The organism is Mycobacterium sp. 3519A (assembly GCF_900240945.1).
Lineage (GTDB): Bacteria > Actinomycetota > Actinomycetes > Mycobacteriales > Mycobacteriaceae > Mycobacterium.
This window is the reverse complement of record NZ_OESG01000011.1, coordinates 307,907-320,978: the sequence shown is the minus strand read 5'-3', so window position 1 is coordinate 320,978 and position 13,072 is coordinate 307,907. Positions and strand designations below refer to the sequence as shown.

Annotated in this window: 12 protein-coding genes; 8 read left to right on the top strand and 4 right to left on the bottom strand. The window is 64.8% G+C overall.

Annotated elements, in window-relative coordinates; genetic code table 11:
* Positions 1–81: 81 nt before the first annotated feature.
* Positions 82–405, top strand: a complete 324-nt coding sequence (locus C1A30_RS01700; protein ID WP_101946633.1) for a hypothetical protein — start codon at positions 82–84, stop codon at positions 403–405.
* Here C1A30_RS01700 and C1A30_RS01695 read toward each other — a convergent pair.
* Positions 400–2,274 carry an ABC transporter ATP-binding protein/permease gene (locus C1A30_RS01695; protein WP_101946537.1) on the bottom strand — a complete coding sequence of 625 codons (1,875 nt, stop codon included), beginning with the start codon at positions 2,272–2,274 and terminating at the stop codon, positions 400–402. The genes C1A30_RS01700 and C1A30_RS01695 overlap by 6 nt on opposite strands.
* A 140-nt stretch (positions 2,275–2,414) precedes the next feature.
* Here C1A30_RS01695 and C1A30_RS01690 point away from each other — a divergent pair, with 140 nt between their 5' ends.
* From C1A30_RS01690 to C1A30_RS01675, 4 genes are all read left to right on the top strand, one after another.
* Positions 2,415–4,187 carry an ABC transporter ATP-binding protein gene (locus C1A30_RS01690; RefSeq protein ID WP_101946536.1) on the top strand — a complete coding sequence of 591 codons (1,773 nt, stop codon included), beginning with the start codon at positions 2,415–2,417 and terminating at the stop codon, positions 4,185–4,187.
* A gap of 190 nt (positions 4,188–4,377) precedes the next feature.
* Positions 4,378–5,136 (top strand): hypothetical protein, encoded by a 759-nt coding sequence (locus C1A30_RS01685; protein WP_101946535.1) that lies wholly within the window; start codon positions 4,378–4,380, stop codon positions 5,134–5,136.
* Between the two features lie 329 nt (positions 5,137–5,465).
* On the top strand, positions 5,466–6,581 hold the full coding sequence (locus C1A30_RS01680; RefSeq protein ID WP_101946534.1) for a hypothetical protein: 1,116 nt from the start codon (positions 5,466–5,468) through the stop codon (positions 6,579–6,581).
* Positions 6,582–6,708: 127 nt separating this feature from the next.
* Complete coding sequence (locus C1A30_RS01675; protein WP_101946533.1) at positions 6,709–8,037, top strand: PE-PPE domain-containing protein; 1,329 nt, start codon at positions 6,709–6,711, stop codon at positions 8,035–8,037.
* A 13-nt stretch (positions 8,038–8,050) separates the two neighbouring features.
* Here C1A30_RS01675 and C1A30_RS01670 read toward each other — a convergent pair whose 3' ends face one another.
* Together C1A30_RS01670 and C1A30_RS01665 are read right to left on the bottom strand one after the other, a co-directional pair.
* Positions 8,051–8,668 carry a sensor domain-containing protein gene (locus C1A30_RS01670; protein WP_235009602.1) on the bottom strand — a complete coding sequence of 206 codons (618 nt, stop codon included), beginning with the start codon at positions 8,666–8,668 and terminating at the stop codon, positions 8,051–8,053.
* Positions 8,669–8,741: 73 nt separating this feature from the next.
* Positions 8,742–9,239 carry a hypothetical protein gene (locus C1A30_RS01665; protein ID WP_101946531.1) on the bottom strand — a complete coding sequence of 166 codons (498 nt, stop codon included), beginning with the start codon at positions 9,237–9,239 and terminating at the stop codon, positions 8,742–8,744.
* Between the two features lie 437 nt (positions 9,240–9,676).
* On the opposite strand from C1A30_RS01665, the gene C1A30_RS01660 reads away from it, so the two are divergent.
* From C1A30_RS01660 to C1A30_RS01650, 3 genes are read left to right on the top strand one after another with little or no spacing between them, the layout of a single operon-like run.
* Entirely contained in the window at positions 9,677–10,363 is a 687-nt protein-coding gene (locus C1A30_RS01660) for an MspA family porin (protein WP_101946530.1), read from the top strand.
* A gap of 29 nt (positions 10,364–10,392) precedes the next feature.
* Positions 10,393–11,049, top strand: a complete 657-nt coding sequence (locus tag C1A30_RS01655; RefSeq protein ID WP_101946632.1) for an MspA family porin — start codon at positions 10,393–10,395, stop codon at positions 11,047–11,049.
* 8 nt (positions 11,050–11,057) lie between these two features.
* Complete coding sequence (locus tag C1A30_RS01650) at positions 11,058–11,732, top strand: hypothetical protein (protein ID WP_369974086.1); 675 nt, start codon at positions 11,058–11,060, stop codon at positions 11,730–11,732.
* Between the two features lie 75 nt (positions 11,733–11,807).
* Here the strand turns inward: C1A30_RS01650 and C1A30_RS01645 are convergent, their stop codons facing one another.
* Positions 11,808–13,046, bottom strand: coding sequence for a thiolase family protein (locus C1A30_RS01645; RefSeq protein WP_101946529.1), 1,239 nt, complete (start codon positions 13,044–13,046; stop codon positions 11,808–11,810).
* Positions 13,047–13,072: the final 26 nt, after the last annotated feature.

The following is a 13,072-nucleotide window of genomic DNA, read 5'->3' as shown; positions in this document are numbered from 1 at the left end:
GTCGGCGCGGCCATCTCGCCATGCGGCGGTGAAGCGATGCCTTACGCTGACGTCGAATCGCAGCGACAGAAGGACACGTTGATGCCGTGGTTTCTCGCCCTCCAGAGCACTGCAAGCATGACCAATCAGCCGTCGGTCTACGAGCTCCAGGACGGGGTCGACGTCGACAAGATCTCCGAGGAACTCGTCAGCTCGGCCACACTGGACCGGGCCGTTCGCATCCCCGCGGTGCTTCAGCAGAGCACCGGCGCGAAGCAGAGCGTGAACGTCTACATCCGGCCCGCTGCGTGGGGCATGTGGATGTTCTATCAACTGTCCGAAGAGGAGCGGCGTCAGGCCATGGCGCAGAACCCGTTGCTCAACGCGCTCTCGCAGGCGGCCCAGCAACAGCGCGGCGGGTCATAGCTTCGAGGTCAGCATCTCGAGACGACGATCGTGCAGCGCCTCCAGCGTGCTGTGGTGACTGACGCTCACCACCACCGTCTCCGGTAGCTCCGCACGCAGCAGTTCGTAGAGCGCCACCGCCAGCCCCTCGTCCAGCGCGGACGTCGCTTCGTCGAGGAACACCGCCTCGGGCCGAGCCAACAGCACCCTGGCGAACGCCAGCCGCTGCTGCTCCCCCGGCGAGAGCACCTTCGCCCAGTCCCGCTCGTCGTCCAGACATGCGCGCAGGTGCGGCAGGGAGACCTGGCCGAGCACTTCGCGCAGCCGGTCGTCGGCGACCTCGCGGCCCTCGGCCGGGTACGACACCGCCGTGCGCAGATCGCCGAGCGGCAGGTACGGCAGCTGCGAGACGAACATCGTGGCGTGCGCGCGTGCGGGCCTGCGCCACACCCCGGTCGCGGCGGGCCACAGCTCGGCGAGGCTGCGCAGCAGTGTGGTCTTCCCGCTGCCTGAGGGTCCGATGATGACCAGGGATTCACCGCGCTCGAGGCGAAGATCGACCGGGCCGATCAGGTACTCACCCGCCGGGGTGCGGACCGCAACGCCGAGCAGTTCTACGGAGCCGTCCGGACTGGGCTCGCTCGGCAGCACCGGCAGCGCACGCGCCCTCTCGTTGGCCCGTACCAGCCCGTCCAGCCGGATGACGGCCGCGTTGTAGCTGGCGAACTGGCTGTACGCGTTGCGGAAGAACGACATTCCCGACTCGATCTTGCCGAACGCACCGGCGGACTGCATCACGTCGCCCAGCTTGATCGTGCCCGCGAACAGCCGCGGCGCCTGTAGAACGAACGGCAGCGGCAGGATCGTCTCGGTCACGGTGTAGTTCCAGCCGATCAGCCCGAGAGTCTTTCGGACGTAACGCCGGTAGTTGGAGATCACAGCGTCGAACCTCTTGTCCAGCAGGCCACGTTCGGCCTTCTCGCCGCGGTAGAAGCCGACGGCCTCGGCCGAATCCCGCAGTCGCATCAATGCGTACCGAAACGCCGCGTTCGTCTGCTCGTTGCGGAAACTCAACCGGATCAGCGGGCGTCCGATCCGGAAAGCGACGAACGACGCGGTGAGCACGTAGCCAATCACGATCCAGAACAACGCTTTTGGAATCTCGACGCCGAGAAACGTCAAGGAGCCCGACAGTCGCCAGAGGATCACGGTGAACGACGCCACCGAGGCCACCGAATTGATCGCCCCGAACAGCAGGATGCTCTGCGAGTAGTACGACGGCACGTTGGGGCCGGTGCCCACCCCGGTGGTGAGGACGTCGATGTCCTGCTGGATACGTTGATCCGGGTTGTCGACGGCGGATTCGGTGAAGCGGGCACGGTAGTAGGCGCGGCCTGCCAACCAGTCCCCCATCAGTCGGTCGGTCAACCACACTCGCCATCCGACGATGAACCGCTGGGTCAGGTACGTGTCGAACACGATGCGGCCGACGTGGATCGCGGCCAGGACGCAGAACATGACGATCGCGGTCCAGAACCCGTGTATTCCGGAGTTGCGTTGCGCCGCGTTGTGCGCGCCCACACCTTGAAACGCCACCTGCAACGCCGAGTAGACGTCGTTGTTGTAGTAGCTGAGCAGGACGGCGATGCGCACCTCCACCATCACCGATCCCAGCAGCACTGCAAGGGTGATCCAGACGGGCAGGCTCGCGGCGCCGGTGAAGTAGCCGCCGGTGACCCGCCAGAACCGTTTGGCCCACGCGGTGTATCGGATCAGCAGCGCGCCGATCGTCAATACGCACAGCGCGCTGAGCGCCCACGCCTGCAGCACCCATGACGCGGACAGCACGATCTGGTCGCCCCAGTCGATCGACGGCTTGAACCTTTCCAACCGACCTCCTCCAACGACGCCACGAAGAATTCGCGCAGTATCGACCAGCCATCTGAACAACGTTCAAACAAGCGCGACGCCGACAGCACCCACTGCTACGGTTCGGCTGAAGATTGTCTGCGAACCAGGAGACGCCTACTGTGCCGCCACTGCTTCGAGACCTGCTGCGCCCCTACCGATCCAGCTTCGCAGTGATCGTCGCGGCAACCTTGGTGTCGATGGCCATGACGCTGGCGGCGCCGTGGCCGCTGAAGGTGATTCTCGACAACGTCGTCGGCAACCACCGCCCGCCGTCGTGGATCGTCTGGCTGTTTCCGATGGTCGGGGGTAGCACGAAGACCCACATCGCCGCCGCGGCCGGGATCGCCACGGTGGCAATCGCTGTCGTGAGCGGCGCTGCCTTCTACATCGCCAGCTATTCGACCGAGAAGCTCGGGCAAGACATCGGCAACGACCTACGGATTCGGATCTATCACCACTTACAGGAGCTGTCGCTCGCGTATTACGACCACAACCGGATCGGCACCATTCTCAGCACACTCACAACAGATGTGCAGACGATCCAGAGCTTTGCGTCGACGTCGACCCTCAACCTCCTGACCGACGCGCTGACGCTGGTCGTGATGATCGTGGTGATGTTGGTGCTGCGTTGGGATTTCGCGCTGATCGCGCTCGCCGTGGCCCCGCTGCTGATCGTGTTCCTGATCCGCGTCAACAAGGCCATCAAGGCGGCCGTGACCGAAGTGCGCAGCCGCCAGTCCGATCTGCTCTCCACCCTGCAGGAGGGCCTGCAGGCGATCGAAGTGGTGCAGGCGTATTCGCGGGAGGAATACGAGGATCGCCAGGTGCAGAAAGTCAGCAAGGCCACCGTGGCCGCCTGGCTGAGGACCCGACGGTTGTCGGCAATGCTTTCGCCTGTAGTGAGTTTGGTGATCGCGGTGTGCACAGGAGTGGTGCTCTGGCGCGGCGCATTGCTGATCCTCGCCGGAACGATGACCGCAGGCGCTTTGACCGTTTTCCTGGCCTACCTCGCGCGGTTCTTCCAACCCGTGCGCGCGCTGTCGCAGATGACCAACACGCTGGCCCAGGTGTCGGTTGGATTCCAGCGTGTCGCCGCCGTGTGCGACGCCGACACGGTGATCCCGGAGCGTGCGGCCCCGATCGAACCGCCACCGTTCAAGGGCGAAATCACGTTCGAGAACGTCTCGTTCGGCTACGACGCCCACATACCGGTGTTGCGGGACATCTCGTTCACGATCGGCCCGGGGCAGATGGTGGGGATCGTCGGGCCCACCGGCAGCGGCAAATCGACTCTGGTGAGCCTCATCCCGCGGTTCCGCGATCCGTCAGGCGGCCGGATCACGATCGACGGAGTCGACATCACCGACTACACCCTGCACGGTCTGCGCACCCAGATCGGTTTCGTGCTCCAGAACACCGTGCTGTTGCGGGGCACGATCCGCGACAACATCGCGTTCGGCAGGCCGGATGCCAGCGATGACGAAATCGTCCTGGCGGCAAAGCTGGCCAACGCCGACGAGTTCATCATGCGCATGCCCGACGGCTACCACAGCCTGGTCGGCGACCGCGGTTCGACGCTGTCCGGTGGCCAGCGTCAACGGATCGGGATCGCCAGAGCCCTGATCCGCAACAACCCCATCCTGATTCTCGACGAACCAACTGCCGCACTCGACGCCGAATCCGAGCACCTGGTCATCGAGGCGCTGGAACGACTGATGGAAGGCCGCACGGTGGTCACCATCGCCCACCGCCTCAGCACGCTGCGCGACGCGCACAAGATCATCGTCGTCAAGGACGGCCTGGTGGCGGAGGACGGCACACAGGCCGAACTGTTGGGAAGGGGCGGTGTCTACGCCGAGTTGCACCGCCTGCAGTACGACCAGTCGCCCTGAATGACGTCCGAGCGGTATTGGTGCCCAACGTTTTCCAAACTCTGGGTTAACGGTTGGTGGACCGCATCTAGACGGTGCGAGCGTTCGCCGCAAAGAGAAGAGCCGCAGTTGTTCCCTTGCTAGCATCCCGCTAATCCACCGCTTGGGTTGGAGACCTCTTCAGCAAGAACACAGTTAAGGAGACCACTGGATGCTTACGTTGCGCGATCACGGCGTGCAGGACTATGAGGCGCTGCGCCACATGGACACCACCGACGTCGGCGACCTGAGCGATGACGACCGCGCCTGCCTCGCGGAGTTGGGCGAGTACCTCAGCGGTACCGAAGCGTGGCAGCGTTTCGGTATCTGGTTGCTGCACAAGCACTTCGAGCCCCAGCCCGGCGAAGTCTTCGTCGAGCACTCGATGCAATCACCACGACGCACCGAAACCGCTCCCGCAATGCGGGCGGGCTTCGCCGCCACGGGACTGAGCACCACGGCATTTCGGTTCGACGATTCGCCCTCCGACGGCGTTGCCGTGGTCGGCATGGAGTTCGCCGAACCGGACGACTTCGGAGACACGGAGCCACTTTGCGATGACGATGAAGCGATCCTGACCGGCATCTGCGAGCGACTGAAGGCACACGACAAGATCGAGCGGTTCGGCGTTCGGTTGATCCGCAACCCTCTCAGCCTCACGGAGAACGAACTGCTCCATGAGACCTGCGACAGCACGACCAGGACGCTGCACTGCACCGTCGGCGAGCGCGACGTGATGCTCGCCAACCGAGACACCATCCAGACCGCGTGGAAGTGGCGGGTGGTTTCGAACGGCGTTCACGCGGTGGTGATGCAAGACTGCACCGCCGGCTGCGTGCGCGTCGGCGAGGGCCACGACGTCGCCCACACCGCGTCGGGTACCGACGATTTCGACAACCCCACCGAGGGTGGACCGAACCAGCCCTTCTGATATTCGACAAAAGCAGTCCCTCCGCCGTTGCAATGGCGGAGGGACTGCTTTTGTTTGACAGCGAATTAGCGGCGAATTCCCAGCAATAGGATTGTCATACCTGTTGTGCGACAAAGTAACTCGTGCCCGTATATGAACGGAAGGCAAAATTCAGTTTGCGAGTTCGCATCGGTTACCGGTCGAATTCCGTACGTCGGTAAAATGACCAGGAAAAGCCCTGAATCATTACTAGTGAAAACGTCGACTCTCGGCTAGTTTCTGCGTGTCCAATTCTTTGCCTCTTCTTACCCACAGGGGTCGACGTGAAAGTTAGTAAGTCCACTGCGCTGATGGCTGGAGCCAGCACGATCTGCATCGCTGCTGCTTCGGGCACGGTCGAGCCGCAAGTTCAGCTCGCCGCGCATGAGGAAAGCCCACCCGTTCGTGTGGTCACTTCGGATTACACGCTGGCCGCATCGGTGAATCCGCTGGCGCTGGCCGAACTTCCGTTCAAGTACTACTTCACCATCGCGTCGACGCTGGGCAACCTGGCCGCCTTCGTGCCCCCGGTCAACTCGGCCACCGGCGCGTTCTTCCAGGGCCAGTTCGAGAAGATCCCGCCGCTGCTGCAGCAGGCCGTCGCCGCCGAGGCCAAGGCGATCCAAGCCGTTATCGCGTTGCCCACCACGCTGGTCAGCGGGCTCAGCGCCGTCACGACCTCCAATGCGTTGGCCAAAGATGTCGCGTCGCCTGCCGCGGCCACGCCCACAGCCTCGGCCGGCGGCCTGGTGCCGATCGCCGAGCTGCCGTTCCAGCTCTACTTCACCGTCGCGTCGACGCTGGGCAACCTGGCCGCCTTCGTGGCTCCGATCAACTCGGCCACCGGCGCGTTCTTCCAGGGCCAGTTCGAGAGGATCCCGCCGCTGCTGCAGACGGCGTTCACCAATGAACTCGCCGCCATCAACAAGGTGCTCGCCCTGCCTGCGACGGTGGCTTCGATGGTTGGCAACGCCCTCAGCGGCGGCGTGACCGCGAGCGCACTGACGACCGGTCGGAGCAACATCGAACTGCAGGCGCTCTCAGCGGCATTGAGCACGCCCACCAAGACCGAGAAGAGCACGACCGACAAGGCGGAGTCCAGCGTCACCGACAGTGACGCCACAAAGGTCAAGGGGTCCGGTGCCACGACGCCGAAGACCACCTCCGGTAGCGAGGCACACGAAACCGGCACGGGCACAACGGGGACGGCCACGGACGGGACGACCGGGACGGACACCAAGGACGCCTCGGACACCAAGGACGCCAAGGACGCCTCGGACGCCAAGGACGCCTCGGACACCAAGGACGCGAAGGGCTCGGGGTCAACCGGCACCAAGCATGCCGGCCACACGGAGCACAAGAAGGGCACCGGCGACGGCCACGCGAGCAGCACCAAGAAGGCGCAGCACAGGGCCGGCAAGAAGTAGGACCATCGAAGGTCGGCGTCACGGATGCTTCCTCCGTGGCGCCGACCTTTTTCGTCCGGACCGCGACTCGCCCGAGGCCTGGGCGGCGCGGTAGGTTGCTACCGAGGACGTTCAGGGGGAGACGGAAGTGAGCAACACCGCATCGAAGCGCGTGAGCAGAGTCGCCGTCGGGATCGCCGCCGTCGGCGTCGCAACGACCGTAGCAACGGTTGCTGCCACACAACCGGCGTCTATCTCGACTCCGTTGGTCGACCTGACGGCACTGATCGTCGTCGGCAGCTCGACCCACCCCGACGGTAGCGGCAACGAGAACTTCTTCAACGGGATGTTCAACGCCCCGCCCTACAACTCCGGTGACGACCTCGAGCACGTCAACTTCTTCACCGGCCCGTTCGGCATCAACCAGGCGCTGCAGGCCCATTCAGGCGAGGACAACGCGGTGCTCTCGTCGGGCTGGGGCGCGGCCAACGCCAGCCTGCTGCTGATGGCTCTGCAGGCCACGAAGGATCCCGTGCTCGCCAAGACGGTGTTCATCCTCGACAACAACGTCGCCCGGCCAGACGGCGGCTTCGGGACCCGTTATCCATGGTTCGCCCTCATCGGCGTGAACCCGATCCCGTCGCCCACCAACACCGACGCCCTCGGCGTGGTCGACGTTGGCTACCAGTACGACTACAACTCCAACGCGCCGGCCGACGTGCTGAATCCCGTCGCCGCAGTCAACTCCCTTGTCGCGTACCTGTACCGCCGCCTCAACCAGAATGACCTTGATCTACCGGTCAATCCCGACGGATCACCCGCCGTCACCTGCGGTAGTGCCAACACCTGCGGCGTCACGGACAAGGGCGACGTCCTGCCATGCCCGGACGCGCGGTGCGCCGATGTCCCGGAAGGTGACCGGGTCGCCGCGTACGTCACGCAGCGCGGGACGACGACGTACGTCACCTACACGACCAACGGGCTGCCGCTGACGAATCTGATTCGCGACGTGGTGCCGTTCGGCAACACGATCGCCGACCTGACCGAACCGGTGTTGACCGCGATCGTCAACTCCGCCTACCCCCGCGGCAACCCCATTCCTGCCGACCCGAGCAAGTACCAGCCCGCGACTCCGTTCTCGTCGCTGCCTCAGCTGGTCTCGACGGCACTCGACCACCCGACCTCCGCGAGCCATGCTGCGGCCTCGACGATCTCGGAGACCTCGGCGACCGATTCCACGCCGAAGATCGCCGCCGACGAGCCGACCGTCGAGAAGAAGCGACCGAAGCGTCACGTGGTGCGCGACAGCAAGAAGGCCGTGCCCGCGGCCACCGCCGAGAGCGAACCGCCGTCAAGATCGGATTCCGATGTGGCCGTTGACAACCCGACCAAGACCGAGCCAGATGACCGTGGCGCGTCGACTCACAACCAGGACGAGCCGAAACACGGCAAGGACGAAAAGCCCGACAAGTCCTAGCGGCAACCTCGGCTCAGCGAGGCAGTTTCGACGTGATCTTGCCTGCGACAGTTACAGCGTCGCCGTCCGCGGACTGCTGTTGCGGCCTACACGCCTGCACGTCGAGGATCAAGTTCGCCACCAGCGACAGTGAATGCTGGCACGACCTGGTTTGATCGCCGGTGCCGCGCACGAATGGCATCGCGAGTTGGGTATCGCTCTTCGCGAGGTCGCCACTGACCCACTTCGGCAAGGTCTGTCCGTTGAGTTGGATGTTGAGCGTGTGATTGGTGCACTTCGACCATCGGTCAGCCGACTCGGTCAAGAACTTGTGCGCCGCGTCGGCGGTGCGGTAGGACACGATGGACTGCACCACGAGATAGTTCCACTGCTCGTTGTCCGGTGCGCGAACGAGCTGCTGGCGCACCGACTTCCAGTTGCTCGACTCGTAGATCGACGATTGATTGACCTGCCACACGCCCAGACAGTTCAGGTTAGGCAGCAGATTGCGGTTGTCGCTCATCTGCGATACTGGCGTGTGCGGTGTCATGCCGGTCGTGCCCAGCACCGTGTTCAATTCGTCCGCGGTCAGCATCGACTCCGTCAACACCGAATCCGGCACCGACTTCGTCGGCACGGCTGCGCCCGACACGGCGCCACCGCCACAGCCGGTCAGCACCACACTGAGCGCACAAAACGCCCCAAAACCGTTGCGTTTCACGTTGTTACGCGTGCGTCCCAGCCGCAGCGCACGCTTCCTGGACCTGCTCGGCCTGATTGTTCATCTCGGTTGCGGTGCTGTTCAGACTGTCCCCGGGAATCCGCAGTCCCATCTTCACGAGCAGCTTGCTCGCCCCCAACGACCAGATCCGCATCGGATTCGCGATCGACGGATCCAGGCCAGGAGTGCCCGCCGCCTGCATCGCCACTCCCGCCGCCTGCCGAAGGGCGGTCCTGCCCGTCACGTTGCTGCTGTCGACGGCCGGATCCGAGTAGTCGGAACCCTCGATCGAGTCGGCGAAGTCCCCGTAGTAGTTCGACGAATCGTCGAGCACCTGAGCGAACGCTCCGCACGCCGACACCGCGGGCTGGCTTGCATCATCCGATGGGTCCACCGCGGTCACCACCACTGGCGGCGACGACTGATCCCCTGCGCCGTCGGTGTCGTCGGCCATCGCGGTCGGCGCAACCGCCAGCCCGATCCCGACGGCGACCACGGACACGGCAATGGTTCTCCCGCACACGTGTGGTGACTTCAAGGTTTCCTCCGGTCAGTTCAGTCTCGCAGGTCTGATTGTTTGCGCTGACCCGCTGCGACGCGCTGTAGCGATCGGCCCAGCCACGTCGACGAGCCCCACGGTGTCTCGAGGGCGATACGGAACGCAAACCACGGTCTGCGGGCCAGGTGTCCGGATGGTGAATTGACGACAAATGGACGTTATCTACTTGCCGTCCATCGGCTTTCGTTCGCCTGTGAGAGGCTTTTCAGCTGCATGTGATAAGGCAGGAATCGCAGGCTGCGGACGCTTGTTAGACGGAAACGCGGCGCGAACTGTTTGGGGTCCGTTCACCGTTTGGAAACCCCACCATTAGAGGCTCCCTCGCGACACACCCGTTATGAATCCGTTGTGTCCAGACCACGAGAGGCGCTATCCCAAACATGTTGAATCGCTTTGCCATGTTGGCATCCGTCTGCGTTGCGATACCGGTCGCGACCGTCGCGCCCCTCGCGCACGCCGATCCTCCTCCCCCACCCGATCCGGCGGTACCTGTGAATGCCACCAACCCGTTGCCGCCGGAAGGCGCCGTCCCGTCAGGCCCTCCTGGAGTGCTCGACACCCCGGACGGATGGCACCTCGAGGTGGTCGGCAGCAATGAGACCCAGTTGCCGGTCGCCCCGCTGACCACAGCGATCACGTCGCGCGAATACCTGATCGCGGGCACCTTCACCGGCAGGATCAGCGGCAGCGGCAAGACCAAGCTGAACGGCGGATCGATGGAGGCAGGCGAGCAGATCGGCTGCGGCATCATCTCCGACGAAACGGAGGTCAACCCCGGCGCCAACTTCACCCCGGGCATCTCGATTCCGTTCACAGGCAACGCGACCGGCGGCTTCGGCGTCAGCCTACAGGCCAAGGTGTACCTCAAGCCCGGCACCGTGACGACCGTGGCCATCGACAAGAAGTCGTTCAAGGGCACCACGACTCGCATCACGATCACAGGCGTGCGGATCAAAACCGACCAGTGCGCCGGCCAATCCTTCATCCGCTCGTACGCCACGCTGACGAGCTCGACCGACAACACCGACGACGTCATCACCTACCTCGGCGTCACCAAGGCCGTTTAATCCACGTCGATCTCGAAGGAAAGAAAACAATCGTGAATCGCTTTGTCGCACTGGCATTCTGCTCGCTGATCCCGCTCGGCCTCGCGCCGATCGCGTCGGCCGACCCCGACGATGACGGCCCACCGCCAGACACCGGCGTTGTCGAATCCTCTCTCCCGACCGTGGTGACCTCCCCGGACGGTTGGGTGCTGACCGTGGTTGCCAAGGACGAGACCCAGTTGCCGGTGGCGCCGTTGACGACGGCCGTCTCCTCGCGCGAGTACCTGGTGGGCGGCACCTTCACCGGCACGGTCACCGGCAGCGGCAAGACGACGCTGAGCGGCGGCACACTGGAGGCCGGCTACCAGATCGGTTGCGGCATCGAACTCGGCCAGGTCCGTCTCATCGGCCAGGCCGGTATCAGCACCTCGGGTTCGTCGATCACCGGCGGCTTGATCCCGACCGGCATCAGCTTCCCGCTGTCCGGCACCATCGAGATCCACCCGAAGCCGGGCACGGTGTCGACGGTCACCGTCGACAAGAAGACGTTCAAGGCCGCGCCGGTCCGCGTCACGCTGAAGGACACCCACGTCAAGGTCGACGGCTGCGTCGGTCAGTCCTTCATCCGGTCGTACGCCACGCTGACGAGTTCGACCACCGATACCGACGACGTGGCGGCGTACTACGGCGTCACCAAAGCGGTCTGACGTCAGGTATGCCTTTGAACCGAAAAGCGTTGGCTGTCGCGAACATCGCGACCGCCGGGTTCATCACGGTCGGTGCGGTCGCCTTCGCGGCGACCGCCGCCGCCGACCCACCGCCGGATCCCGCGCCCGCACCGGGTGACCCCGCGCCGCCACCGCCGCCAGGTCAGACGGTGCCGATGATGGGCGGCGCCCCGCTGGGGCCGGAGGGCCTCGGGGTCCTCACGCAGACCGGGCAGAACGCCAACTCCGATGCGCTCGGTGCGCCCCCGGTCACAGGCATGGATGCAAGCACCGTGCTTGGCCAGAACCCGATTCCCGCGCCCCCCGGCGGTAGCCCGGGCGCCGTGCCCAATCTCAACGTGTTCAACAACGCCTACGGCGTCCAGCAGTGCCTGAAGCCGTCGGCGCCAGGCAAGTGCGAGGAGTTCGGCGTCGATCCGGGCCAGGAGAACGCCGACGTCACCCGTCGGCAGTGGTTGGGCCGCTACATCGACATGTACCGCGCCGGGATGCTCAAGGGTGGACTGCTCGGCCAGGTGCCACAGGAGCAACTGGGTGAACCACTGCCGGGTACCGCGCCGCCGCCCGGCACCAACATTCCGCCAGGTCTGGATCAGTTCCAGCCCGATCCACCGCCCCCGCCGGACGCACCGCCGCCACCGGTGCCTCCACCGCCGGGCTGAGTCGTTCTGCGCCAACGGATTCGAACGCCGACGGGGCCACATCCGCGAGGGTGTGGCCCCGTTTGCCGATTTCGATCAAGAAGCCTGCGGGTTTTCCAGCACCATGGCCACGCCTTGGCCGGATCCGATGCAGACACCGATGGCACCGTAACGCAGATGTCGCTCGCGTAGTTCGATGGCAAGGGTCAGCGCATAACGCACACCAGTGGCGCCGAATGGATGCCCGATGGCCACGGCGCCCCCGTTGGGCGTGAGTTTGTCGTCGGGAACTCGGAACCCGTCGAGTTGGTTGGGCAACTCCCGCAGTACACCGAGGGCCTGCGCACTGAAGGCCTCGTGGATTTCCCAAACATCGATTTGTTCGGGCGTCAAGCCCGCGCGTCGTAGTGCCAGCGGCAGCGCCCAGGCCGGAGCGATCCCCATGAACAATGGATCGTTACCGTAGACCGCCGAGGACACCACCCGGGCCAGTGGGACGACGCCGAGGTCGGCGGCCCGTGCGGCCGATGCCAGGATCAGTGCCGCGGCCCCGTCGGACAGCGGTGTGGAGTTACCCGCCGTCATCTGGGTGGTGCCGGGCTGGGCGGGTAAGGCCGCCAACTGCTCGAGTGTGGTGTCGTCACGGATGAATTCGTCATGACTTATGGTGCGCTGCACGGCTTTTCGGGTCGCAGGGATGGTCACGGGCATGATTTCTTTGGCGAGCCTGCCCGAATCGCGGGCGGCACGGGCGTGCTGTTGGGAGCGCAGCGCGAACGTATCGATCTCTTCTCTAGTGAGTTGGTAACGATCGGCGACGTTCTGCGCGGTTTCGATCATGCCGATGTAGGCGTTGCGGCCCAGCAAGACCGGGTTCGGTGGGCCGCCTGCACCGGACCACATGGTGTCGAGCAGCAATTGGGGTCCCCGCGGGCTGAACGGGGCTTCGCCTTTCATGTACGCGAACCCGGAGCGCGACATCGACTCGGCGCCGCAGGCGATCCCGATCCCGAGGTCGCCGGCTTTGATCGCATGCGCGGTCATGGCCATGGCGCTCAGTGAGGATCCGCAGAACCGGTTGATGGTGGCCCCCGCCGCACTGTCTGGGAACCCGGCGGCCAGCGCGGCCCAGCGGGCGAGATCTCCCATGCCTTCATGCGCGGGATTCACGCATCCGGCGATGATGTCTTCGATCTGATCGCGATCGACACCGACGCGTTCGCATGCCCCGACCAGGGCCAGGCCCAGCAGGTCGTCGAGGCGTAGATGCGACAGAGACCCGCCGTACCGGGCGAACGGTGTGCGTACACCGCCAAGGAGATAGGCCTCGGTCATCGTGTTCCCCTGTTCGGCACTGGATT